This window comes from Citrobacter sp. A316 (assembly GCF_002042945.1).
Classification (GTDB): Bacteria; Pseudomonadota; Gammaproteobacteria; order Enterobacterales; family Enterobacteriaceae; genus Citrobacter; species Citrobacter portucalensis.
The window spans coordinates 40,757-66,613 of the sequence record NZ_MVFZ01000020.1 but is presented as its reverse complement, the minus strand read 5'-3'; the positions used below and the strand labels follow the sequence as shown (position 1 = coordinate 66,613).

Genomic DNA, 25,857 nt, shown 5'->3' with positions numbered 1-25,857 from the left:
TACTATACAGCTCTGACCTAAAACGGTCTTATCCCCCGCCCCACCGGCACCGCGCTCATCCACATCACTGCCGCAGCAGCAATCAGCACTGCACCACCGGCTAACGCCAGCGTCGTCCAGCCAATCTGTCGCCACAGCACCGGCGCTTTATGCCCGCTAAGTTTCACCGCCAGCGAGCGGAAACTGTGCACCAGCAGAGCCAGTGACGTAATCGTCAAAGAGGTTCCTGCCGCCATCGCCAGCGCTGACGCCATACCCCAGCTAAAAACGCCAATCACTTTGCTAAACAGTAAGACCATGATTGCCCCCGAGCACGGCCGCATCCCCATAGACAAAACGATCATCAGCCGGGCGCGCCAGTCATCCCCGCTTTGCAACTGTTCAGGATTGGGCAAATGCTGATGCCCGCAGCCGCAACCCTCGTGATGCACATGGTGCGGCGTAAAGGCGGTGAATTTCGGGCGACGCAGCAGCTGGCGCAATTTCTTCAGCGCACGGACGCACAATAAAACGCCCAACACACCAACCAGCGCATAACTCCCTTTCTCCAGCCAGAAGCTACTCATATGTAACTGTCGTGCAGGCAATTGCAAGACTGTGAGTACTACAACCACCAGCCCGATGGCGACCAACCCCTGCAATAAAGATGAGGCCAGCGTCAGACCAATACTCGACTTCAGCTTCGAGGGATGCGTTGCCAGCCAGGTAGTAATGACGATTTTTCCATGTCCCGGCCCCAGCGCATGAAGAACGCCGTAGAGAAAACTAAACAACAACAGCGATCCCCCGGCCTGGGTCGGACTGGCGGCAACCGCTTTCAGCAATCCACTCATCTGTTGATTAACATCGCGCTGCCAGACGACACTTTTCATCATCACCTGTGGCCAGGCCTGCCATAACCACAGTATGCCGCCTGCCGCCAGCAGCAAAAACACCGCCAGCGGCCATAGCGTCAGCCAGCGACGTCTGGCTGCGCGTTGTTGATAAACTACTGACATTGCAGCGTCACCGTCTGTGCAAATTGTTTACCCAACTCCATATCCTCCGGCGGGGCGTCTTCTTTATCCAGCGACTGCGCAAAGCTCAGCGTTTGTTCATTCGGCGTCGGCGTATGTACTGAAATACGGCATTTCTGGCTTATGGCCTGCCCCAGCCTGGCGTCGCTGTCTTTGTCATAGCTCATATCAACGTAGTAGGTCGGGTCGAAGGTTGAAAGGGTATATTTTTGACCACTCAGCGGCTGAGCTTCGGCCAGAGGTAGAACGAACGTCAGCACCGCCTGATGTTCCTCACGCTCCATGCCATATTCCGTCGGTCTGTTTTTAAACTTTACCTTTTGCCCGTCGTGCCACACTTCGGTGAAGTAGTGCTGTCCGAGAACGTTGGCCATCACTTCCGCCGCCAGTTTCTTCCAGATCTCATCACCAGGCTTGGCATTCCCCGCATCGTAAAGCAGATCCGCCGAGGTAATTTCATCCATCGTCCAGCGCATTTTCAGCGCGACGAACTGGTCATTCTCGCTCACTATCTCAGTTTTCAGATGGATAAAGCTGTGGGGATGCGCGCCTGCGCCAAAGGACAGGACAGCGAGAAACAACGTGATAATGATACGTTTAACGCCTTGCATGAGTTCTCCACGATGAAAATCCACACCGCCACAAATAATGATGCCGGGTTTGGCGAAAGAGTGCTGAGGATACCATTGAACGAAAAAATATTGAGTACCCTTTTCCGGTATCGATTCAGTTCTCAATTTCGATAATTTCTTCTTCGGGAAATTCCACCCAAACACCTTTTCAGCGTCACAACTTAAGTCAAATGATAATAAAATGTTAATTTATAGTTTCATTTTAATATTTAATTAACAATAAATTTGAACACTTAAATGTAAAACCATGCAAATTTAACTAATTGTTAACCATTTTATTTCCATAAATTCACAATAATGGGCGTAGATCACATTCGTAAAACTTATGATTCATTCCCTCTTCCATTCATTGTTAACTTCACGCCGTGACATGTCCTGCCCCCTACGAAAGGTACAACTATGAAATTCAAACTCGCATTACTCAGCGCAACCCTGGTTTCTGCATGCATGTTGTCCGGCACGTCCTTTGCGGCGGAAAAATATGAAATTGCTGTGGTTGCCAAAGTCACCGGGATCCCATGGTTTAACCGGATGGAAACCGGCGTAAATGAAGCAGCAAAAAAACTGGATGTGAATGCTTACCAGACCGGGCCTTCAACGCCGGACCCGGCGCAGCAGGTGAAAGTGATTGAGGATCTGATCGCCAAAAACGTTAATGCGATCATCGTGGTGCCGAATGATGCCAAGGTCCTTGAGCCGGTACTGAAAAAAGCGCGCGATAAAGGCATCGTGGTGCTGACGCACGAATCCCCGGATGAGCAAATTGGCCAGTGGGATATCGAAACCATCGACAGTGAAAAATACGCCCAGGCCAACGTCGATGAGTTAGCGAAAAATATGGGCGGCAAAGGCGGATATGCCATCTATGTTGGTTCGCTGACGGTCCCACTGCATAACGCGTGGGCGGATTATGCAATTAAGTACCAGAAAGAAAAATATCCGGAAATGTTCGAGGTCACTTCACGTCTGCCGGTCGCGGAAAGCATCGATAAATCCTACGCCACAACGCTGGATCTGATGAAAACTTACCCGCAGATGAAGGGCATTATCGGCTTCGGTTCACTGGGTCCAATCGGTGCAGGTCAGGCTGTGCAGAAAAAACGCGCCAAAGATAAGATCGCCGTCGTCGGGATCGCCATGCCAGCACAGGCTGCGCCTTATCTGATGCGCGGTGATATCAAAAAAGCGCTGCTGTGGGATCCAAAAGATGCGGGCTACGCGCTGGTAACAGTTGCCGATCAGCTGTTGCAGGGCAAAGAAGTGAACGCCGATCTGAGTATCGATGGTTTAGGGAAAGCCGATATCGACACGGAGAAGAAAGTGATCCGCTTTAACAAGATCCTCGAAGTCACCAAAGACAACGCACAATCACTTGGTTTCTAAGGCTTTAGCCAACACCAGGGAACCTTAACGCCGACCGTCTGGTCGGCGCTATCAACCAAACTAACACTCAGCGTCCCCCCGGACGCGCGCAGGGGTATTGTCCATGGCAGACACCACCGCATTTATCACTCTTGAGAATATCAGCAAACAATTCCCGGGCGTGCTGGCGCTGGATAACGTGAATCTGACGCTAAGAAAAGGCGAAGTTCACTGTCTGGCGGGTCAAAACGGCTGTGGTAAAAGTACCATTATTAAAGTGATCTCCGGGGTTTATCACCCGGAAAAAGGCGCGCAAATTTTACTCGACGGAAAACTGTTCCATCACCTGACGCCGCAGCTCTCTTCCCATTATGGCATTCAGGTTATTTATCAGGACCTGTCGTTGTTCCCCAATTTTAGCGTCGCAGAAAATATCGCCGTCAACCGCTATCTGCCTGGTGGCGATATCTGGGTGCGTCGTGGCGCCATGAAACAGCAGGCGCTGGCAGCCATGAAACGTATCGGGGTAAATATCGATCCCGATAAAAAAGTTGAAAAACTCTCAATTGCTGATCGACAGCTGGTCGCCATTTGCCGGGCGATAGCCGCCGACGCGCGTCTGGTGATTATGGACGAGCCCACCGCCTCGCTAACCCGTCAGGAGGTTAATGGCCTGCTGCGGGTAGTTAATGAACTGAAAGCGGCCGGAATTTGCGTCGTGTTTGTCAGCCATCGTCTGGATGAGGTGATGGAAGTGGCGGACCGCATCAGCGTAATGCGCGACGGCAAACTGGTGGGCACATACCCTGCCAGCGAACTCGACAGCCACGAGCTGGCCTTCCTGATGACCGGACAACGCTTCTACTACAGTCCGCTGCCGGAAAGGCCCGCGATTGAGCAAGAGCCTCTGCTTGAGCTGCACAACCTCAGCCGCAGAGGTAAATACCAGAACATTAATCTGTCGCTGCACGGCGGCGAGATTGTCTCCATTGTCGGACTGCTGGGTGCCGGACGCACTGAGCTTTGTCTGAGCCTGTTTGGTATGACGCACCCGGAAAGCGGCGAGATTCGCATTAACGGCCAGCCGGTTACTCTGCGCAATAACCATGACGCCATCAAACACGGGATCGGCTATGTCTCAGAAGATCGCCTGACGCAGGGGCTGATCATGGAGCAGTCGATCTACGACAACACCATCGTCACGGTGTTTGATCAACTGCACACCGGTAGCGGCTTGCTCGATCATCGTAAAGCACAAAAGCTGGTCGCCGATTTAATCCGCGAACTAAATATCAAAGTGTCCGATCCGCACCTGCCGGTCAAAACCCTTTCCGGTGGTAATGCCCAGCGTATCGCCATTGCCAAATGGGTGGCGACCAATCCCCGCATCCTGATCCTCGACTCGCCTACCGTCGGCGTGGATATCGCCAACAAAGAGGGCATTTACCAGATAGCCCGCGATTTGGCGGAACAGGGTATGGCGGTGCTGATGATTTGCGATGAAATCCCGGAAGCGTATTACAACAGCCACCGCGTGCTGGTAATGCGTCGCGGCAAGCTGGTGGCGGAATTTAATCCTCATCAATGCCGTGAAGAGGAGATTGCTGAAGTGGTCGAGGTAATCAATGAGTAAGATGCATCTCTCCCGTTTAATCGGGCAACATGAGTTCTGGCTGGGCCTGCTGGTTGTAGCCCTTGCCGTTGGGCTGAGCATCAGCACCGACGAGTTCTTGTCTTTGGGGAACCTGACGGATGTGGCTACCAGCTACGCAATTCTCGGCATCCTTGCCTGCGGGCTGTTTGTGGTGCTGATTTCCGGCGGGATCGACATCTCATTTCCGGCGATGACTGCCATTGCCCAGTATGCAATGGCCAGTTGGGTTATCGGCCACGGCGGCAACTTCGCGCTGGCGTTAATCATCGCGATTGCGGTGGGCCTGCTGCTTGGGCTGATCAACGGTTTTCTGGTCTACTGGCTGCGCGTTCCGGCAATCATCATTACTATCGCCACGCTGAACGTCTACTACGGCCTGCTGGTTTACACCACTAAAGGCACCTGGCTGTATGGCTTCCCGGACTGGTTTATGAACGGCATTAACTGGTTCTCTTTCACCGCGGCGGATGGCTACGACTACGGTTTGACCCTGCCCCTGCTGTGCCTGGCGGCGGTGATCATCTTTACCGCCGTGCTGATGAACTATACCCGTCTTGGCCGTCAGGTTTACGCCATGGGCGGCAACCGCGACGCGGCCTCGCGCCTGGGGCTGAATCTGCTGAAGCTGCATTTCTACGTCTATGGCTACATGGGTATTCTGGCTGGCGTTGCCGCCGTGGTTCAGGCGCAAATCACCCAGTCAGTTGCGCCCAATTCGCTGCTCGGCTTTGAGCTGACGGTGCTGGCGGCGGTAGTACTCGGCGGAACCAGCATGAGCGGCGGGCGCGGTACATTGACCGGGACCCTGCTCGGCGTGGTTCTGCTGGCCTTCTTACAAAATGGTCTGACGCTGCTCAGCGTCTCCTCTTACTGGCACACCGTGTTCAGCGGCGCCATTATCCTGGTCAGCATCAGCGCCACGGCCTGGAACGAAAAACGCAAACTGGCAAGGGAGCTTTGAGATGAAAACAATCGCCAGATTTTTACCCGGTGATGCCATCATTCGTCTGCAATGCGTGATTATTGTGGTCGTCGCCCTGGTTTTCTCGGCCCTGCTCGGCAGTCGTTTCTTCAGCGTCGCTAACTTCCAGTCGATTGGCTCACAGCTGCCAATCCTCGGCATGCTGGCCCTCGGGATGGGCATGACCATGCTGACCGGCGGCATTAACCTGTCGATTATTGCCGGGGCGAACGCCTGCTCACTGGTGATGGCGGCGATTATCGTCACCCATCCGGATAACCCGCTGTTTCTGGTACTGGCGCTGCTGGCAGGCGCTGCCGTGGCGGTGGCCATCGGCACGCTCAACGGCGCGCTGATTGCCTGGGTCGGGGTCTCGCCTATTCTCGCCACGCTCGGCACGATGACGCTTATCTCCGGGCTGAATATTCTGCTTTCCAACGGGACGGTGATTTCCGGTTTCCCGACAGCCATTCAGTACCTTGGTAACGCCACGATTGCCGGTATTCCGGTGGCGCTACTGCTCTTTTTCCTGGTGGCAATCCTGCTGTGGGTACTGCTGGAACATACCACGCTTGGGCGCAGCCTGTATCTCGTTGGTTCCAATGAACAGGCTACCCGCTACAGCGGCGTGAATACCGTACGGGTACAAATTTCGGTGTACGTGATTTCGGCCCTGCTCGGCTGGGTCGCCGCCATTTTGATGATGGCGAAATTCAACTCGGCTAAAGCCGGATACGGTGAGTCCTACCTGCTGGTCACCATCCTTGCCTCCGTCCTCGGCGGTATCAACCCGGATGGCGGCTTCGGGCGCATTATCGGCCTGGTGCTGGCACTGATTGTGCTGCAAATGCTGGAAAGCGGCCTTAACTTGCTGGGGGTCAGCAGCTATCTGACGATGGCGCTGTGGGGCGCGGTGCTGATCCTCTTTATCGCATTACAGAATCGTAAAGCCTGATTTCAGGAGAAAAAATTATGGCAAGTTACTTTATTGGTGTGGATGTCGGAACCGGAAGCGCCCGTGCTGGCGTGTTTGATCTCAACGGCAGAATGGTCGGCCAGGCCAGTCGGGCCATCGAGATTTACCGCCCGCAGGCCGATTTTGTTGAGCAGTCTTCCGATAACATCTGGCAGGCAGTGTGTAACGCGGTTCGCGATGCGATTAACCAGTCGGATATCAACCCTATCCAGGTGAAAGGTCTGGGCTTTGACGCGACCTGTTCACTGGTGGTGCTGGACAAAGAAGGTAAACCGCTGACCATCAGCCCGTCCGGGCGCAGCGAACAGAACATCATTGTGTGGATGGATCACCGCGCCATTACCCAGGCCGAACGCATCAACGCTCTGCATCATCGGGTGCTGGACTACGTTGGCGGTATTATCTCCCCGGAAATGCAGACGCCAAAACTGCTGTGGCTGAAGCAACATATGCCCAACACCTGGGCCAATGCGGGTTACTACTTTGACCTGCCCGATTTCCTGACCTGGCGCGCAACGGGCGATGACACGCGCTCATTGTGTTCGACGGTGTGCAAATGGACCTATATGGGCCATGAAGACAAATGGGATGCCAGCTATTTCCGCCAGATTGGGCTGGAAGATTTGCTGGAGCATGATGCTGCCAAAATTGGTCGCTATGTGAAAACCATGGGCGAACCGCTCGGTCACGGGCTGTCTGCGCGCGCCGCCAGCGAAATGGGGCTGATTCCGGGGACCGCGGTCAGCGTCTCGATCATCGATGCCCACGCCGGTACCCTTGGCACGCTCGGGGCAAGCGGTGTTTCCGGCGAGGTGGCGGATTTTGACCGTCGTATCGCGCTGATTGGCGGCACCTCTACCGGGCACATGGCAATTTCCAAAGAGCCACGTTTTATCGGCGGCGTCTGGGGTCCTTACTACTCAGCCGTACTGCCAGAATACTGGCTTAACGAAGGTGGGCAGTCGGCAACCGGGGCGTTAATCGACCACGTTATTCAGTCGCATCCTTGCTACGAAACCCTGCTGACGCAGGCTAAATCTCAGGGGCAAACCATTTATGAAGTGCTGAATGCGCTGCTGCGTAAAATGGCCGGAGAGCCGGAAGATATCGCGTTTTTAACCCGCGACATGCACATCCTGCCCTATTTCCACGGCAACCGCTCGCCGCGCGCTAACCCAACGCTCACGGGCGCAATCACCGGTTTGAAGCTGTCACGTACGCCGGAAGATATGGCACTACAGTACCTTGCGACCATCCAGGCCATTGCGCTGGGAACCCGTCATATTATTGAAACGATGAATCAAAGCGGCTACACCATCGATACGATAATGGCCAGCGGCGGCGGGACGAAAAACCCGATCTTCGTTCAGGAACATGCCAACGCCACCGGCTGCGCCATGCTGCTGCCTGAAGAGAGCGAAGCCATGCTGCTGGGTGGCGCCATGATGGGAACTATCGCCGCGGGCGTATTCGAAACTTTCCCGGAAGCGATGTCGGCGATGAGCCGAATTGGCAAAACTGTCACACCGCAGACTAATCGCATTAAGCAGTACTACGATCGCAAATATCGGGTGTTCCACGAGATGTATCAGGATCATATGAAATATCGCCAGTTGATGCAGGAGGACGCATGAGCAACTCCTGGTCTCAGGCTACCGGCGTATTTCAGCTCTATAGCGATGCCCTGGCGGGTCTGGGGCAGCATCTGACTGAACCTCTCTGGCAGTCGCTGATGGCGGAGCTGCGCGGCTGTCAGGGGAAAATCGTTGTCACCGGCGTCGGTACCTCCGGCATTGCGGCGCGTAAAGTGGCGCATATGCTTGCGTGCGTTGAACGTCCGGCGATCTACCTCAACGCGACGGACGCGGCACATGGCGATCTCGGTTTTTTACGTGCCGACGACCTGGTGATTATGCTGTCGCGTGGGGGCAATTCGGATGAACTCACCCGGCTGCTGCCCGGGCTGGCTGCGAGGAATGTGCCCATCCTGAGCATGACTGAAAACGCCGATTCAGCCATTGCTAAAGCGTCGAAGCTGGTGATTTCCACTGGCGTCCAGCGTGAGGCCGACCCGCTCAACATGTTGGCCACCACCTCAATTTTACTGGTGCTGGCTATCTTTGACGCCGCCTGCGCCTGCCTGATGAGCGAAAGCGGTTACTCGAAGGAGACGCTGTTGTCTGTGCATCCAGGCGGTGATGTGGGATTAACGCTGAGCCGTGGTAAGTAACGCCAGACAGCGCTCTTTTTAACCCCCCCTATTTGCAAGTGTAATGGCGGTCAGTTCAACATGTAGGGAGAACGTTTTACTCTGAATAAGTTTCCGTTCACCTTATGTGCATCGCTTCTCTGATATCGCTATACCCGTGAACGTGCAAGGGAGGTTCACCGCCGCCTCCCTTGCATCCCAGGCTCCCGGCGGGAAAATCGTCGCTGCGCGAGCTATTCGTCTTATTCCGCCTGCCTGTCGGGTCGGGGCCGAGCCTGCATCCATGCAGGCCGTCCCCTCTGCCCGCATCCCTGCGGGCAGTCCCGGTCAGCCGTCAACGCCTCATCGATTTTCAGCCGGACCGGGGTCATCGCTTCAACGCTCTGACTTCCAGTTAAATCTGTTTTGCTGTTTTAACAAAAAACGCAGAAGGTGGGGTGTGAGCTGGTCCGGCTGAAAATTGCCGACGTGTTTCCGTAAGGCCGGGAGAGCCAGCATGGATGCTGGCTCAGGGCGCGCTTTACAGGGAAGTTTCCTTGCGCCCGGCCCGGTAGCCAGGAGGAATAAGCGGAGGGCACCGCGGAGCGGCAATTTCCCCGCCGGGAGCCGGGATTGTTAAGGGTGCGACGATAGCACCCTTAACACGTTCACTGCCGTTCAGTGTACAGAGAAGCGATGCACATAAGGTGAACGGAACCTTTTCTCGGAGAAAACATATTCATTATGCTCCGCCAACATATGTTGATACAGGAGCATTAACAGTACGTCATTGCGCAATCTGCCGATTTTTTTATATCTAACCAAAAGATAAAACAGTGAAAAAGCGGATTAACGCGCTGCGTTCCACTACCGCTATCTGTTCCGCACGTTAAAAATTCTGTGACGCTCCCCTGCATTCCTGGTGGAAAGCATTCCATTCTCCAAATCTATGAGCAAACCTTAGCTATTCTTATCAAACATACTCACGGGAGATCCTACAGATGATGTCAACGCTTGCCCCACCATCTGTACTTTCCGCTCCCCAGCGCCGTTGCCAGGTGCTGCTGACGCTTTTCCTGCCGGGGCAAATCGCGACTACACAAACCTTCAGCAGTCTCAACGGTGTCGATGATGCCACGGTTCAGGAAGATATTATTGGCGCAGGGCTCGAAATCCAGCGCTATCACCGACTCGCGATAGCCACTGCGCAGAATGGCGCCTATACGATCGAAGGAACCCCACTAAATCAACGTCTGTGTCTGTTGCAGTGGCTGCGCCGTGGTCTGCGGATTTGCCCTGCCTTTATCGCCCAGCAGTTTACCCCGGCGTTAAAAGCGGAACTTAAACAACGGGGTATCGCACGTACGCTGTATGACGACACCAACCTACATGCGCTCATTAATCTGTGTTCCCGGCGCTTGCAGAAGCCGTTTGAGTGCCGTGACATCCAGTTCCTGCGCCTGTATTTACAGTATTGCCTGCTACAGCACCACGCGGGGATCACCCCGGAATTTAACCCACTCCAGCAACGCTGGGCGCAATCCAGTGCGGAATATCCGCTTGCCGAGGAAATTGGCCGTCACTGGCAGCGCCACGTCATGCAAAGTGCGCCGCTAGGCGAATCACTGTTTATGGCGTTGCTGTTCTCAATGCTCCGCATCCCCGACCCGATTCGCGATAATCACCAACAGGATCGCCGCCTGCGTCTTGCTATTGCGCGGCTGGTGCTGCGTTTTCGCGAGTATGGCAACGTGCGCTTCAGCGATGAGCAAGGGCTGAATGACCAGCTGTATATCCATCTGGCTCAGGCACTGAACCGCAGCGTGTTTGCCATCGGCATTGATAACACGCTGCCGGAGGAGTTCAGCCGACTTTATCCCCGGCTGGTTCGTACTACCCGCGAGGCGATTCACGGCTTCGAAGCGGAATACGATGTACAGTTTTCAGAAGAAGAGATTGGGCTGGTGGCCGTTATTTTCGGTGCCTGGCTGATGCAGGAGAAGGATTTGCACGAAAAGCAGATCATCTTGCTGACCGGTAGTAACGAACAACTTGAAGTGCATATAGAGCAACAGCTGCGCGAACTGACGCTGCTGCCGCTCAACGTAAAACATATGCCGATGCAGGACTTTCAAAAAGAGGGGGCTCCGCGCGGTGTAACGCTGATTATTACGCCGTACACCACGCCGCTACCGCTGTTTTCACCCCCGTTGATTCATGCGGATCTGGCGCTTACGCCGCATCAGCAGCAGCAGATCCGCAAAATCCTCGAATCATAACGTTGCAGGCTGCGCCACCACCTTCGGACGCAGAACGATTGCCGGGAGCGCCACCAGCGCCATCACCCAGAACACACCGCTGCCCAGATTCTGGTACAGATAGCCGGCGAATACGGTCATGATGGCGATACTGCCGCCCATCGCCACCGCGGAATACACCGCCTGCAAACGAATAACTTCACTCCCCTGGCGTGCCGCGATATAACGCATTGCCGCCAGGTGGCAGACGGTAAAGGTTCCGCAATGGAGAATTTGCACCACGATCAGCCACGGCAGCTCGGTGCTCCAGCCCATCAATCCCCAACGCGCCACCCCGCAAACGGCGGAAAGCAGCAGCAGATCGCGGGCGCTGAAGCGACGGAACAGCTTGTGGCTAAGCGCGAAAATAATCACCTCCGCCACCACGCCTAATGACCATAAATAGCCCACCGCAGAAGCGGAATATCCGGCAGACTGCCAATAGATGGCGCTGAAACCGTAATACGCAGCATGCGCACCCTGTAGCAGACTCACGCAGGCAAGAAAACGCCAGCTCTGGGTTATCAGCGCGCGCCAGGCGGGCCATCCAGCGCTCTCTTGCTGACGGTTTTCACCCGCTGGCTGCACGCTCGGGCGAATCATCATGCCCAGCAGCATCGAGGCGACGCCAAGCGATAGCAGGACCAGGATCACCCGATAGTCAAACAGGCTCACCAGCTTGCCGGTCAGCGCGGAGCCGATCACAAAAGCCACGGATCCCCACAGTCGCACCCGACCGTAATCCATGGTGATTTGTTTCTGCCAGGTGTTGGCCAGCGCGTCGGTCAGCGGTACCAGCGGTGAGAAAAACAGGTTAAAGCCGACCATCACCACCATCAGCCACGCCACGTTGGTTCCTGCCCAGAAGGCCAGCGCAAACACCAGCGTCAACAGAGCCAGAATACGTAACGCTGAGATCAGCCGGGAGGGATCGCTCACACGCGGCGCAATCAGCAAACTACCGAGAAAACGGGCAATCAGCCCCGCCCCCAGCAGTAAACCGATGGTTTCCGGCGTCAGCCCCAGCCCTTCGAGCCAGACGCTCCAGAAAGGCAGAAAGATACCGTAGCTAAAGAAGTAGGTGAAATAACCGAGCGCCAGCCAGCGCGTGGAATGCAAAGCCATGGGTCCTCCCGTTTTGGAAGCCCTAGTCTAATGACTCAAACCACATTCTGAAGAGTACTACCGTTCACATTTACGAGATAATTGTGACAAACATCACCTTTAATCAACACAGCTTGCCATATGCATCCGCAATCGTTTACATCTGTATGATTTTTAAGCAGAAAATATAATGGGATGAAAAACAGTAATACAATGAAGAGAATGGGTTTTAGAAAATAACACTCAACTGAATATCAAAACATTTAATATCATCACAAGTATATACTTGTGCAGCCAACATTCGTGCTTACAATACTTCGTTCTCTCAATAATTTAATGTTATTTAACAACACAACAGATAATTCTTTTATTATTAATAAATATAATCTGAAAATTTCACTCCGTAATATGACTACCAGCGTATATCGAATACCATTACCCCGTAATTAAATTTAATCTGCGTATTTTCAAAAATTTAATTACCGATACTATTATCAGATAAGAGGGAATTTAATGAACAAAATCACAAAATCTATAACAGCTAGTCTGCTAATACTTTCTGCGGGAAGCGCATGGGCGACGGACGGTACCATTGAATTTACGGGTGAAATTCTAACCAACACCTGTGAATTCGCCAATGGTGATGTCATCAACGTGGAACTGGGCCATTACGCCGCTAACCAGTTTAAGGAAGTCGGTGATCGTTCCCCGGCAATTCCGGTTGATATTCCGTTAAAAAACTGCCCGACCACTCCGTGGGAGCACGTTGATGGCACTACGGACAACTCGTTCCAACTATGGCTGGAAACGCGCGCTGGCGGTACCGTGGTTGGCTTCGACAATCTGGTCGCCCCTACCAGCCTGGATACCGCCGCAACCGGCGTGGGTATTCGTATCGACAGAGCCAGCGACGGCAAGCAAATGTCGCTGAATAAGCTCACCGGACCAAAAATCAGCTTCACACCTGAAGCAGACGGCACGGCGACGGTAGGGCTGCAAGCTTACTATGTGTCTACCGTCACCTCTCCACAGATCACACCAGGTGAAGCCAACGCCAGCGTTGACGTCACCATCGACTACCGCTAATCCCCACACGCCGTCTCTTTTCTCCCCACAAGGATGAAAAGGGACGCTTTCTGATACTGGTTAAGAGTGACTGTGATGAAAAAACACACTATTCTCGTATTATCGATGCTGCTGGGCGGCTGGGTTAATCAGTGCCTGGCTGGCGGGATTGTGCTGGAGAGAACTCGCGTCATCTACGATGCTGGGAAAAAAGAAGCCGCACTGCCGGTGGCAAACCGCAGCGAGAATCTGCCTTATTTATTGCAGTCGTGGGTCGACAATGCACAGGGAACTGAGCGCGGCTCTTTCATTATTACGCCACCACTTTTCCGCCTCGATGCCAACAGCGATTCATCATTGCGAATAATAAAATCACCTAAAAATATCATTAATGATAAAGAATCACTATTTTTTATTAACGTTCGCGCCATTCCGGCCAAAAAACAATCAGACGACACAAATAATAATATGCTGACACTGGTATTTAAAACGCGAATAAAACTATTCTATCGCCCTACGAATTTAGTCGGCAAGCCCTACGATGCTTATAAATCTCTCGAATATAAATATAGCAATAATGAGTTAGATATATATAACCCATCGGCTTATCACATCGTATTTGCCGGTCTGGCGTTAGGGAAAACCGATCTCACTAATAAAATCGACTATATCGCTCCCGGCGAGCATAAGCGGCTTGCGGTCCCCGCTGCCGCAGGGAAAACGGTGCAGTGGGCTGCCATCAACGACTACGGCGGCGCCACTAAGACGGAAATCCGGACACTACAATAAGCTGCGCCTCACGAAAAATAATAGCTCTCAGGGAATGACAAGCAAAATGGTGCAAAGAACGCCGCATTTATCAGCCGTGAAGCCGCTCGCCTTCTGGCTGCACTGTGTAATCATCAACGGATGTCTGGCCTCCGGCCATGTCTGGGCCGGTGATTTCTACTTTGATCCTGCCCTGTTGGAAACGGAGAAGAGCGGTCAGCAGGCGGTAGATCTGGCGGTGTTTTCGCAAAATAACGCCCAACTTCCAGGCGAGTATATTGTTGATGTGTATATAAACAACAAGAAAACCGTCCAGCGTAAGCTTCCGTTCATTGCCGGTAAAAACCGACAACTGATCCCTCAGTTCACCCTCGGGCAACTTCGTGAACTGGGCTTTAAAATCGACAACTATCCGCAACTGGAGGAGCAGGACAACGCCACGATAATTGCCAATCTGGCGCAAGTGATTCCCGGCAGCGTCTCGCAATTTGATATCAACCATAGTCGACTGAATCTCAGCGTGCCGCAGATTGCCCTTTACCGTGACGCCCGCGGCTATGTTGATCCCGCGCGCTGGGACAACGGGACGCCGGTTCTGTTCACCAACTACAACTTTAGCGGTTCACAAAACCAGTACGACAACGATAACAACCAGCGGCAGTATTTGAATATGCAGAATGGCGCCAATATAGGTCCATGGCGGCTACGTAACTATTCCACTTGGACGCATAACAATAACGACGCCCACTGGGATAGCATTAATAGCTGGCTGCAACGAGATATCAAAAGTCTGAAATCCCAGTTAGTGATAGGACAAAGCGCGACAGAAGGCTCAGTGTTCTCCAGCTATCAGTTTACCGGCGCACGAATCTACTCCGATGAAACCATGCTGCCCAACAGCCAGCGCGGTTTTGCGCCGACCATTCGCGGCATTGCGAACTCCAGCGCTATCGTCACGGTACGGCAAAACGGTTACACCCTGTATCAAAGCAGCGTTCCGGCGGGAGCTTTTGAAATCGACGATCTCTACCCTTCTGCGTTCAGCGGTGACTTAGACGTTACTATCGAAGAAGCCGACGGCAGCATACGCCATTTCGTCCAACCATTCTCCGCACTGCCGCAGATGCAAAGACCAGGGTATTTAAAATACAGCATCACCGCCGGACGGTTTCGCGCCGCCAGTTCGCAGGATAGCAACGAGCCTGAGTTCCTTGAAAGCACCGCCAGCTATGGCCTGAACAACGCGTTCACGCTATACGGTGGTCTGAACGTCTCGCAGGATTACCGGGGCCTGGCGCTAGGAATCGGCTCTACGCTCGGTGTACTGGGGGCAGTGTCGATGGACGTCAGCCGCGCGGACGCCCGGCTTGATAACAATGAAAACTATCGCGGCTACAGCTGGCGCACCCAGTACATCAAAGATCTACCAGAAAGCGGCACCAGCGTGTCACTAAGCTACTACCGCTACACCAACAGCGGTTATTTCAACTTCTCCGATGCCAACCAGAAGGATATCAATGCCGGTGACCGCCTGCGCAATGAAGCTCAGTTCACCGTCAACCAGTCGCTATTTGCCGACATCAGCTTCTACGCCTCCGGCTCGCAGCAGGAGTACTGGGATCGCGGGCGACAGGATAAAAACCTGTCCATCGGTCTGAACGGTAATTTGTGGGGCGTGAGCTATAACCTCAGCGGCCAGTTTACCGATTCGCAGGACAGAGACAATGACCGTACGCTTTCGCTCAGCCTGAGCGTACCGTTGGATCGCTGGCTGTCACATGCACAGGCAACATGGCGTACCACCGTTCAGCGAGATCGCGCAACTCAGCACGAAGTGGGCATCAACGGTTCGCTGTTGGAGGACCGTCGGCTGACCTATAACCTGAAGCAACGGCAGAACGAAGGTGGTGGTGAAGATAGCAGCAGCCTGTACGGCAGCTATCGTTCTGCCTATGGCACCATGAGTGCCGGCTACGACTATAGCAGCGATAGCCGTCAGATGAGCTACGGCCTCTCTGGCGGTATTGTCGCCCATAGCCACGGCGTGACCCTGTCGCAGTCGCTGGGTAATGCCTTTGCGCTAATTGACGCCAACGGCGCGGCGGGTATCCGGGTGAAAAACTACCCCGGCATTGCCACCGACTATTTTGGCTATGCCGTGATCCCCTATCTGACTGCGTATCAGGAAAACGCCATCTCTCTTGATACCACTATGATGCCGGATAACGTCGACGTCACCGAAACGGTGCGCACCGTGGTGCCTAATCGCGGTGCTGCCGTAACGGCGCACTTTATTGCTCAGACCGGCTACCGCGTGCTGCTAAAACTCGTCGATGCACGAGGAAAAGCGCTGCCCTTCGGCGCAGTAGCCAGCAGCCAGACGCAACAAAGCATCGTCGATGAAGGCGGTGTGCTGTATATCACTGGCGTGAACAATCAACCACAGAACTGGGCCGTGCGCTGGGGTAATCAGCCTGATCAACAGTGCCATTTCACCTTCAGTCTGCCGGATAATGCCGATCGCAGCGCCGCAATACAAAATGGGAACGCACTATGTCAATAAAGAATCCGTGGATAAAAAATGGAATTGCCACCGCGCTGCTGGCGCTATCTATCGCCCCGGTTTACGCAGCGACCGGGACCTGCTCCGCAACGGGCAGCTTTAACGCCAATGTAACCAGCGACTGGACGCAAGCACAGAATGTCGCGGGAATCTCGCTGGATCTGCCGACGCCGCTCTCAGGTAATGCTTATCAAATAGATTGCAACTGTGACGCGGGTGGCAAAGTGGCATTGTTCTATACGGTCACCAGCACGTTATCTGGAAACGATAAACTCAGCGAGTTTTACCATCTGAATGATAATCTGGATATTAAAGTCGAAGTTGATGATATTCCCGGTGCTACGGCCATCACACCGCAGAACGCTAAGCCCATCAAGGAAAGTGGCTCTTACAGCACCAGCAGCAGCAAAGGCAGCGTGTGTACCGCCGATCCGGCGGAGACCCGCGCTGCACCGGTGACGATTGGCGCAAGTACTCGTTTTACGCTGTACGTCACCAAACCCTTCTTAGGTGAATTGGTGATTCCGAACACGCTAGTCGCCTCAGTACAGGCCGGATGGAGCAATTCGTCCAGCACCCCGCCAATAAGCAGCATGGAAGAAATCGCCGAGTTGCGCATCCAGGGAAGCATCACCGTGCCTCAGAGCTGTAAAATAAACCAGGGGGACGTGATTCAGGTCGATCTTGGTTTTATCAACGCCAGCCGTTTCACTACCAAAAACCAAATGCCGGACGGCTATACGCCGGTCAGTTTTGACATTCAGTATGACTGCGGCGATACCTCAAGTATTAAAAATGACATGGAAATGAGGATTGATGGCGATGATGTGATTGATCAGTACACATTAGTCGCCCGCCGTCGGGAAGCCGATAACACCCCGGACATCGGCGTGAGAATGGCTCGTATCAACGGTGTCAACATCAGTATTCCGTTCACAAGTGGGTTTATCGGTATCGATGCTTCCGGTCGGGGTACCATCAACCTGGAGGCTTGGCCGATTAATCTGCTCGGCGGCACGCCAGCCCCCGGTAAAATTAGCGGTACTGCGACCATCACCGTTTTAGTGAAATAACAGCTCATATCATCGGTTGGTGCTGAACCAGTTCGATAAAATGTTGCAGGGCGGGCTTCAGCTTGCCTTTTTTCCACGCCATCAACAGCGCAATGGTCGGAACATCGCCAACAATAGGACGGAAAACAACCTGCCCGGTATTAAAATTATTCATATAACCGGGTATCAAAGTCACCCCCAGCCCCATACCGACCAGGTTCATGGTCACCAGAATGTTGGTTGCCACCTGCACAATGTTGGGCTGGCTTTTTTGCTGCTGAAACCAGTTTTTGACAATCATCGCTAACGCGCCGGAGTAGGCCGGATCGGTGCTGACAAAATTGACGCCATGTAGTTGTTCTGCGGAGATTACTTGCTCATTAGCTAACGGATGGTTCACCGGTAAAACCACTACTAACGGTTCATGAATCAGCTCCAGATAATCGAGATCCGGACTGTACACCGGGTGGCGCATTAAGCCCACATCCAGCTCTCCGCATAGGATCTTCTCTTCCTGCTCGGTGGTGATCAGACTCACCAGCTCAATGTGTGTATCCGGTTGCTTTAAACGAAACAGAGGCAGCACCTTCGGTAGCAGATTCACCTCTGCGGAAGGGACAAAACCGATGGCGAAATGATTATCTTCCTGCACCGTTTTACGGGCACGAACTTTGGCGTTTTCCGCCTGTTCGAGGATCGCCAGTGCATCTTGTAAAAAGCATTCTCCCGCCGCCGTCAGCGCAACTTTTCGTTTATCCCGCACCAGCAACGGAACGCCCACGCAAGTTTCCAGATCGCGGATCTGGCTGCTTAACGACGGCTGAGAGGTATGCAGCTTTTCTGCCGCTCGGGTGAAATTCAGCGCCTGCGCCACCGCTACGAAATAGCGTAAGTGCCTCAGTTCCATGCCCTTCTCCTTGTTATCGAAAAAATGTCTCAACTGGTAGAAATTTACTATTTCACAGATTGATAACTAACCAGCAACATCCTTAGTGTACAAAAAAAGAAGGTCAATACATCTTAGCTTTCAGGATTAAAAAATATGACCACACCCTCAAATTTAGACATCTACCAACTGATCGACACGCAAAACGGTCGCGTAACCCCACGAATTTATACCGACCCTGAAATTTACCAACTGGAACTGGAACGCATCTTCGGACGCTGCTGGTTATTTCTCGCCCACGAAAGCCAAATCCCCAAACCCGGTGATTTTTTTAACACCTACATGGGCGAAGATGCGGTTGTGGTGGTTCGCCAGAAGGACGGCAGCATCAAAGCGTTTCTCAACCAGTGTCGCCACCGCGCAATGCGCGTCAGCTACGCCGACTGCGGAAACACACGCGCCTTCACCTGCCCGTATCACGGCTGGTCGTACGGTATTAACGGCGAGCTGATCGACGTCCCGCTGGAACCGCGCGCCTACCCGCAAGGACTGTGCAAATCGCACTGGGGGCTGAACGAAGTTCCTGGCGTCGAGAGCTACAAGGGACTGATTTTCGGTAACTGGGATACCTCCGCGCCTGCGCTGCGCGATTATCTCGGCGACATCGCCTGGTATCTCGACGGCGTACTCGATCGTCGTGAAGGCGGCACCGAAATCGTCGGTGGCGTACAGAAGTGGACCATCGATTGTAACTGGAAATTCCCCGCCGAACAGTTTGCCAGCGATCAGTATCACGCGCTGTTCAGCCATGCCTCGGCCGTACAGGTGCTGGGGGCAAAAGACGACGGCAGCGACAAGCGCCTGGGCGACGGGCAAACCGCCCGCCCGGTGTGGGAAACCGCCAAAGATGCGCTGCAGTTCGGGCAGGACGGGCACGGCAGCGGATTTTTCTTTACCGAGAATCCCGATGCCAACGTCTGGGTCGACGGTGAAGTCTCCAGCTACTACCGCGATACCTACGCGGAAGCCGAGCAGCGTCTGGGTAAGGTTCGCGCCCTGCGTCTGGCCGGTCACAACAACATTTTCCCAACGCTTTCCTGGCTCAACGGTACTGCCACCTTAAGGGTCTGGCATCCGCGCGGGCCGGATCAGGTTGAAGTGTGGGCATTCTGTATTACCGATAAAGCCGCCTCTGATGAAGTGAAAGCCGCGTTTGAAAACAGCGCCACGCGGGCTTTTGGTCCTGCCGGATTCCTGGAGCAGGACGACTCGGAAAACTGGTGTGAAATTCAAAAACTGCTGAAGGGTCATCGCGCGCGCAACACCAGGTTGTGTCTGGAAATGGGACTTGGCCAGGAGAAACGTCGTGAAGACGGCATTCCGGGGATCACCAATTACATCTTTTCGGAAACCGCCGCGCGCGGTATGTATCAGCGTTGGGCCGATTTACTCAGCAGCGAAAGCTGGCAGGAAGTGCACGAGAAAACCGCCGCTTACCAGCAGGAGGTGATGAAATGAGCATCTTAGTTTCTCTGGAACTACACCACCGTATTACGCAGTTTCTCTACCATGAAGCCAGCCTGCTGGATGACTGGAAGTTTCGCGACTGGCTGGCACAGCTGGATGAAGACATTCGCTACACCATGCGTACGACGGTCAATGCCCAGACGCGCGACCGGCGCAAAGGCGTGCAGCCGCCGACCACCTGGATTTTCAACGACAACAAAGACCAGCTCGAACGCCGTATCGCACGGCTGGAAACCGGCATGGCCTGGGCGGAAGAGCCGCCGTCGCGTACCCGGCACCTGATCAGCAACTGCCAGGTCAGTGAAACTGGAGTTCCCGACGTCTTTGCCGTGCGCCTTAATTATCTGCTGTATCGCGCGCAAAAAGAGCGCGACGAAACCTTTTACGTCGGCATGCGCGTGGACAAAGTGCGCCGTTTGCCGGGCGATGAGTGGCGTTTGCTGGAGCGTGAGATCGTGCTGGATCAAGCGGTGATCACCTCCCATAACCTGAGTGTACTGTTCTGATGAGTCGTGTTTATGCCTGCCCTGTAGGGGATTTGCCGGAGGGTGAAGCGCTCCGGCTTGATACCTCGCCCGTCATCGCACTGTTCAACGTTGGCGGCGAGTTCTATGCCATTAACGATCGCTGTAGCCACGGTAACGCCTCGATGTCGGAAGGCTATCTGGAAGACGACGCTACGGTGGAATGCCCGCTGCATGCCGCCAGCTTCTGCCTGAAAACCGGCAAGGCGTTGTGCTTACCCGCCACCGATCCGCTAACCACTTACGCAGTATATGTGGACGGTAGCGATGTGTTTGTTGATATTCCAGAGGACGCAAGATGAGCGATTTACGCGATAACGTTGTCTTTATCACCGGCGGTGGCTCCGGCCTTGGCCTGGCGCTGGTCGAGCGTTTCATCGAAGAAGGTGCGCGGGTCGCCACGCTGGAACTGTCGCCAGCTAAAGTTGCCAGCCTGCGTCAGCGCTTTGGTGAACATGTACTGGCAATCGAAGGCAACGTCACCTGCTACGCCGACTATCAGCGCGCGGTGGATCAAATCCTGATGCATTACGGTACGCTGGACTGTTTTATCGGTAATGCGGGGATATGGGATCACAATGCCTCGCTGGTCAATACGCCTGCGGATGCGCTGGAGAGCGGCTTTCATGAGCTGTTTAACGTCAACGTACTGGGTTATCTGCTGGGGGCGAAAGCCTGTGCCGCTGCGCTTATCGCCAGCGAAGGCAGCATCATCTTTACCCTGTCCAATGCGTCATGGTATCCCGGCGGCGGTGGCCCTCTGTATACCGCCAGCAAACATGCGGCTACCGGGCTGATTCGCCAGCTGGCCTACGAGCTGGCACCAAAGGTACGTGTTAACGGTGTCGGTCCATGCGGTATGGCGACAGATCTACGCGGCCCGCAGGCGCTGGGACAAAACGATACATCGATTATGCAGTCGCTGACGCCGGAAAAAATCGCCGCTATTTTGCCGCTACAGTTTTTCCCTGAGCCTGCGGATTTTACCGGCCCGTATGTGATGCTGGCGTCAAAACGCAACAACCGCACATTAAGTGGCGTAATGATCAATGCCGACGCCGGTCTGGGTATTCGCGGTATTCGTCACGTTGCCGCCGGACTGGATCTCTGAGGAGGCGTTATGATCCAAAAAACTATCGCTATCGTCGGCGGCGGCCAGGCTGCGGCTATGGCTGCCGCTGCACTGCGCCAACAAGGATTTGACGGCGAAATACACCTGTTTTCCGATGAGCAGCATCTGCCCTATGAACGCCCACCGCTCTCCAAAGCGATGCTACTGGACGACAATCCGCAACTTCAGCCGGTACTCCCCGCTGACTGGTGGCGGGAACACAACGTACAGCTGCATCTGGGCGTCACGCTGCGTCACATTGACCGCACAACTCACACGCTGATGCTCGCCGATGGCCAGACCTACCGCTGGTCGCAGTTGCTGCTGGCGACGGGCGCTGCGGCACGCCCCCATCCGCTGTTGGATAAGCTGGGGGATCGTTGCTTCACCCTGCGCCACGCGAGCGATGCCGAGCGCCTGCGCGACATTTTGTTACCGGGCAAGTCGATTGTCATTGTCGGTGCGGGCACCATTGGTCTGGAACTGGCGGCCAGCGCGACTCAACGCGGCTGTCAGGTGACGGTGGTGGAGCTGGCGCCAACGGTCATGAGCCGCAACGCGCCTGCTCCGGTGCGCGACTACCTGCTAGCCCGCCACCAACTTGCGGGCGTGCGGGTACTGCTTAACAGCGCTATTGAGCATGCCGAAGCGGGAGAGTGTCTCTCGCTCACCCTGCAAAACGGTGAAACTCTCACCGCTGATGCGGTGATCTATGGCATCGGTATCGTGGCGAACGATATGCTGGCCCGTGAAGCGGGGCTGGAGACAGCGAACGGCATTATCGTTGACAGCGCCTGCACCACCTCCGATCCCGCGATTTTCGCCGCCGGTGATGTAGCGATAACGCGCCTGGCTGACGGTTCGTTAGTACGCGTGGAAAGCTGGGAAAACGCCAATTTTCAGGCACAGACTGCTGCCGCAGCAATGCTCAACCTGCCGTTGCCCCAAAAGACGCCTGGTTGGTTCTGGACCGACCAATATCGCGATAATTTGCAGTTTATTGGCGAAATGCAGGGAGACAGCTGGCTCGTACGCGGCAATTCAGATGCGCAGAAAGCAATATGGTTTAACTTACAGGATGGCGTGATTGTCGGGGCAGTAACGTTGAATCAGGGCCGAGAAATACGTTTATTGAGAAAATGGATTCAGGCAAAGAAAAAGCCGCCAGTGGCGGCTTTAATCGATGAAACAATCTTGCTTAAGTCAATATAACTACCGGATGGCACTTCATTTATTCGGCCTACACGTGAGTGACCTGTAGGCCGGATAAGGTGTTTACGCCACCATCCGGCAATCCGTATTACTTACGCATAAACCGGGAAACGTGCGCAGATATCCAGCACTTTACCTTTGACGCGCTCGATAACGGCTTCGTCATTGATGTTGTCCAGAACGTCACACATCCAGCCAGCCAGCTCTTTCACTTCCGCTTCTTTAAAGCCACGGCGAGTCACAGCCGGAGAACCGATACGGATACCGGAAGTCACAAACGGGCTCTTCGGATCGTTCGGTACGCTGTTTTTGTTAACGGTGATGTTAGCACGGCCCAGCGCGGCGTCAGCTTCTTTACCGGTCAGGTTTTTATCAACCAGATCCAGCAGGAACAGGTGGTTTTCAGTACCACCAGAAACCACTTTGTAGCCACGATTCAGGAACACTTCCACCATCGCTTTGGCGTTTTTGGCAACCTGCTGCTGGTAAACCTTGAACTCAGGCTCCATCGCTTCTTTCAGCGCCACAGCTTTCGCCGCGATCACGTGCATCAGCGGGCCGCCCTGCGCGCTTGGGAACACTGCGGAGTTCAGTTTTTTGTACAGCTCTTCGTCACCGCCTTTCGCCAGGATCAGGCCACCGCGTGGACCTGCCAGGGTTTTGTGGGTGGTGGTGGTTACAACGTGTGCATGTGGAACCGGGTTCGGATAAACGCCTGCGGCAATCAGACCCGCAACGTGCGCCATATCGACGAACAGGTATGCGCCGATGCTGTCGGCGATTTCGCGCATTTTTGCCCAGTCAACAACGCCGGAGTAAGCAGAGAAACCACCGATGATCATCTTCGGCTTGTGCTCTTTGGCCTGCTTCGCCATGTCTTCGTAGTCAATTTTGCCGGACTCATCAATTCCGTAAGGGATGATGTTGTACAGTTTGCCGGAGAAGTTAACCGGGGAGCCGTGAGTCAGGTGGCCGCCTTGCGCCAGGTTCATACCCAGAACGGTATCGCCCGGTTGCAGCAGAGCGGTGTAAACAGCGAAGTTAGCCTGAGAACCAGAGTGCGGCTGTACGTTAGCGTAGTCAGCGCCAAACAGCTCTTTTGCACGATCGATAGCCAGTTGCTCAACGATATCAACGTACTCGCAACCGCCGTAGTAGCGCTTGCCCGGATAACCTTCAGCGTATTTGTTGGTCAGCTGAGAACCCTGCGCCTGCATAACACGCGGGCTGGTGTAGTTTTCGGAGGCGATCAGTTCGATGTGCTCTTCCTGACGTACTTTTTCCTGCTCCATAGCCTGCCACAGTTCGGCATCATAATCGGCAATGTTCATTTCACGCTTTAACATCCGCATCTCCTGACTCAGCTAACAATAGAATTTCGGCCTAAAAAGGCAGTCCCTAGGACTTCGGCCAACAGTATAACCGAATCATTCTTCGATAACAGGTCTTGACAAAGGATTTTACGCAAACGATTACCTTCACGGTACGCAAGGCTTTGGAGAACAAAGGTCTGCTGAATTTCAACGGATTTCTTTTCAGGTTTGTGATGCAGATTTTTCACGATGTAACCTTTACAACGCAAAGTTACAAAGAACCATTTACAATGCAGGGGTATTTTTTATAAGATGTATTTGACATACATCATTAAAGTCTCAGATAAAGGAAGACCGTATGCTTGACGCACAAACCATCGCTACAGTGAAAGCCACCATTCCCCTGCTGGTTGAAACAGGCCCGAAACTGACCGCTCATTTCTACGATCGCATGTTTACGCATAACCCAGAGCTGAAAGAAATTTTCAACATGAGTAACCAGCGTAATGGCGATCAGCGTGAAGCGCTGTTTAACGCTATTGCCGCGTATGCCAGCAATATCGAAAACCTGGCAGCGCTGTTGCCAGCCGTTGAGAAAATCGCGCAGAAGCATACCAGCTTCCAGATTAAACCCGAGCAGTACAACATCGTGGGTGGCCATTTACTGGCAACGCTGGACGAAATGTTCAGCCCAGGCCAGGAAGTTCTGGATGCGTGGGGCAAAGCATACGGCGTGCTGGCGAACGTTTTCATCAACCGTGAAGCGCAGATCTACAGCGAAAATGCCAATAAAAATGGCGGCTGGGAAGGCACCCGTCCTTTCCGCATCGTGGCAAAAACCCCACGCAGTGCACTTATCACCAGCTTTGAATTTGAACCTGTCGACGGTGGCGCAGTAGCTGAATATCATCCGGGGCAATACCTGGGCGTCTGGCTGAAGGCGGAAGGTTTCCCGCATCAGGAAATTCGTCAGTACTCACTGACCCGTAAACCCGATGGCAAAGGCTACCGAATTGCGGTTAAGCGTGAAGACGGTGGTCAGGTTTCAACCTGGCTGCACAACCATGCGAATGTTGGCGACGTTGTTCACCTGGCCGCACCTGCGGGCGATTTCTTTATGGACGTCGCGACCGACACCCCGGTATCTCTGATCTCCGCGGGCGTGGGACAAACCCCAATGCTGGCGATGCTGGATACGCTGGCAAAAGCGAAGCATACGGCGCAAGTTAACTGGTTCCACGCGGCAGAAAATGGTGACGTGCATGCCTTCGCTGATGAAGTAAATGAACTCGGCAAAACGCTGCCACGCTTTAGCGCACACACCTGGTATCGTGAGCCAACCGAAGCCGATCGTGCGAAAGGTGCGTTTGATAGCGTAGGTCTGATGGATTTGAACAAACTGGAAAGCGCAATCAGCGATCCGGCGATGCAGTTTTATCTGTGCGGTCCGGTTGGCTTCATGCAGTTCGCCGCGAAGCAGCTGGTCGGTTTGGGCGTGAAAAACGAAAACATTCATTACGAATGCTTCGGTCCGCACAAAGTCTTGTAATGTATTACGCGAGCAGGCCGGATAAGGCGTTTACGCCACCATCCGGCAATCACTCTGCCTGATGCGCTACGCTTATCAGGCCAACAAATTAACGGCG

The 25,857-nt window shown here is 53.9% G+C and carries 22 protein-coding genes; 17 read left to right on the top strand and 5 right to left on the bottom strand.

What is annotated here, in order from left to right:
- Positions 1-17: 17 nt before the first annotated feature.
- Both BZK41_RS21425 and BZK41_RS21420 read right to left on the bottom strand, forming a co-directional pair.
- On the bottom strand, positions 18-998 hold the full coding sequence (locus BZK41_RS21425; protein ID WP_079939501.1) for a nickel/cobalt transporter: 981 nt from the start codon (positions 996-998) through the stop codon (positions 18-20).
- A complete protein-coding gene (locus BZK41_RS21420; RefSeq protein WP_079939500.1) occupies positions 989-1,627 on the bottom strand; it encodes a DUF1007 family protein in 639 nt (212 codons plus the stop codon). Before BZK41_RS21420 ends, BZK41_RS21425 begins: the two co-directional genes overlap by 10 nt.
- A gap of 420 nt (positions 1,628-2,047) precedes the next feature.
- On the opposite strand from BZK41_RS21420, the gene BZK41_RS21415 reads away from it, so the two are divergent.
- From BZK41_RS21415 to csiE, 7 genes are all read left to right on the top strand, one after another.
- Positions 2,048-3,031 (top strand): autoinducer 2 ABC transporter substrate-binding protein, encoded by a 984-nt coding sequence (locus BZK41_RS21415; protein WP_003037665.1) that lies wholly within the window; start codon positions 2,048-2,050, stop codon positions 3,029-3,031.
- Positions 3,032-3,134: 103 nt separating this feature from the next.
- Entirely contained in the window at positions 3,135-4,643 is a 1,509-nt protein-coding gene (locus BZK41_RS21410; protein WP_079939499.1) for a sugar ABC transporter ATP-binding protein, read from the top strand.
- Positions 4,636-5,625: an ABC transporter permease gene (locus BZK41_RS21405; protein ID WP_079939498.1), complete on the top strand. Its 990-nt coding sequence runs from the start codon at positions 4,636-4,638 to the stop codon at positions 5,623-5,625. Before BZK41_RS21410 ends, BZK41_RS21405 begins: the two co-directional genes overlap by 8 nt.
- Position 5,626: 1 nt before the next feature.
- Complete coding sequence (locus BZK41_RS21400; RefSeq protein ID WP_003037658.1) at positions 5,627-6,580, top strand: ABC transporter permease; 954 nt, start codon at positions 5,627-5,629, stop codon at positions 6,578-6,580.
- Positions 6,581-6,597: 17 nt separating this feature from the next.
- Complete coding sequence (locus BZK41_RS21395) at positions 6,598-8,235, top strand: FGGY-family carbohydrate kinase (protein WP_079939497.1); 1,638 nt, start codon at positions 6,598-6,600, stop codon at positions 8,233-8,235.
- Entirely contained in the window at positions 8,232-8,831 is a 600-nt protein-coding gene (locus tag BZK41_RS21390; RefSeq protein ID WP_079939496.1) for an SIS domain-containing protein, read from the top strand. The genes BZK41_RS21395 and BZK41_RS21390 overlap by 4 nt, the downstream gene beginning before the upstream one ends.
- 959 nt (positions 8,832-9,790) lie before the next feature.
- Positions 9,791-11,068, top strand: coding sequence for a stationary phase inducible protein CsiE (gene csiE / locus BZK41_RS21375; protein ID WP_079939494.1), 1,278 nt, complete (start codon positions 9,791-9,793; stop codon positions 11,066-11,068).
- Here the strand turns inward: csiE and BZK41_RS21370 are convergent.
- Positions 11,063-12,211: a 3-phenylpropionate MFS transporter gene (locus BZK41_RS21370; RefSeq protein ID WP_079939493.1), complete on the bottom strand. Its 1,149-nt coding sequence runs from the start codon at positions 12,209-12,211 to the stop codon at positions 11,063-11,065. The two genes, csiE and BZK41_RS21370, sit on opposite strands and share 6 nt — an antisense overlap.
- Before the next feature lie 492 nt (positions 12,212-12,703).
- On the opposite strand from BZK41_RS21370, the gene BZK41_RS21365 reads away from it, so the two are divergent.
- The 4 genes from BZK41_RS21365 (at position 12,704) to BZK41_RS21350 (ending at position 17,659) form a co-directional block, all read left to right on the top strand.
- Complete coding sequence (locus BZK41_RS21365; protein WP_079939492.1) at positions 12,704-13,276, top strand: fimbrial protein; 573 nt, start codon at positions 12,704-12,706, stop codon at positions 13,274-13,276.
- Positions 13,277-13,351: 75 nt separating this feature from the next.
- Positions 13,352-14,044: a molecular chaperone gene (locus BZK41_RS21360; RefSeq protein WP_079939491.1), complete on the top strand. Its 693-nt coding sequence runs from the start codon at positions 13,352-13,354 to the stop codon at positions 14,042-14,044.
- A 46-nt stretch (positions 14,045-14,090) separates the two neighbouring features.
- Entirely contained in the window at positions 14,091-16,586 is a 2,496-nt protein-coding gene (locus BZK41_RS21355) for a fimbria/pilus outer membrane usher protein (RefSeq protein WP_079939490.1), read from the top strand.
- Positions 16,577-17,659, top strand: coding sequence for a fimbrial protein (locus BZK41_RS21350; RefSeq protein ID WP_079939489.1), 1,083 nt, complete (start codon positions 16,577-16,579; stop codon positions 17,657-17,659). Before BZK41_RS21355 ends, BZK41_RS21350 begins: the two co-directional genes overlap by 10 nt.
- Before the next feature lie 4 nt (positions 17,660-17,663).
- Here BZK41_RS21350 and hcaR read toward each other — a convergent pair whose 3' ends face one another.
- Positions 17,664-18,545, bottom strand: a complete 882-nt coding sequence (hcaR, locus tag BZK41_RS21345) for a DNA-binding transcriptional regulator HcaR (RefSeq protein WP_079939488.1) — start codon at positions 18,543-18,545, stop codon at positions 17,664-17,666.
- A gap of 135 nt (positions 18,546-18,680) precedes the next feature.
- On the opposite strand from hcaR, the gene hcaE reads away from it, so the two are divergent.
- The 5 genes from hcaE to hcaD are packed head-to-tail and all read left to right on the top strand — an operon-like array spanning position 18,681 to position 22,898.
- On the top strand, positions 18,681-20,042 hold the full coding sequence (hcaE, locus tag BZK41_RS21340; protein WP_079939487.1) for a 3-phenylpropionate/cinnamic acid dioxygenase subunit alpha: 1,362 nt from the start codon (positions 18,681-18,683) through the stop codon (positions 20,040-20,042).
- On the top strand, positions 20,039-20,557 hold the full coding sequence (hcaF, locus tag BZK41_RS21335) for a 3-phenylpropionate/cinnamic acid dioxygenase subunit beta (RefSeq protein ID WP_079939486.1): 519 nt from the start codon (positions 20,039-20,041) through the stop codon (positions 20,555-20,557). The genes hcaE and hcaF overlap by 4 nt, the downstream gene beginning before the upstream one ends.
- On the top strand, positions 20,557-20,877 hold the full coding sequence (gene hcaC / locus BZK41_RS21330) for a 3-phenylpropionate/cinnamic acid dioxygenase ferredoxin subunit (RefSeq protein WP_003037633.1): 321 nt from the start codon (positions 20,557-20,559) through the stop codon (positions 20,875-20,877). The genes hcaF and hcaC overlap by 1 nt, the downstream gene beginning before the upstream one ends.
- Positions 20,874-21,686: a 3-phenylpropionate-dihydrodiol/cinnamic acid-dihydrodiol dehydrogenase gene (hcaB, locus tag BZK41_RS21325; RefSeq protein ID WP_079939485.1), complete on the top strand. Its 813-nt coding sequence runs from the start codon at positions 20,874-20,876 to the stop codon at positions 21,684-21,686. The genes hcaC and hcaB overlap by 4 nt, the downstream gene beginning before the upstream one ends.
- Positions 21,687-21,695: 9 nt before the next feature.
- Complete coding sequence (gene hcaD, locus BZK41_RS21320) at positions 21,696-22,898, top strand: phenylpropionate dioxygenase ferredoxin reductase subunit (RefSeq protein ID WP_079939484.1); 1,203 nt, start codon at positions 21,696-21,698, stop codon at positions 22,896-22,898.
- A gap of 92 nt (positions 22,899-22,990) precedes the next feature.
- Here the strand turns inward: hcaD and glyA are convergent, their stop codons facing one another.
- A complete protein-coding gene (gene glyA / locus BZK41_RS21315; protein WP_003835277.1) occupies positions 22,991-24,244 on the bottom strand; it encodes a serine hydroxymethyltransferase in 1,254 nt (417 codons plus the stop codon).
- A 325-nt stretch (positions 24,245-24,569) separates the two neighbouring features.
- Here glyA and hmpA point away from each other — a divergent pair, with 325 nt between their 5' ends.
- The gene (gene hmpA, locus BZK41_RS21310; RefSeq protein ID WP_079939483.1) at positions 24,570-25,760 is read left to right on the top strand and encodes an NO-inducible flavohemoprotein; all 1,191 of its coding nucleotides are present in this window, start codon (positions 24,570-24,572) and stop codon (positions 25,758-25,760) included.
- The last annotated feature ends 97 nt before the right edge of the window (positions 25,761-25,857 follow it).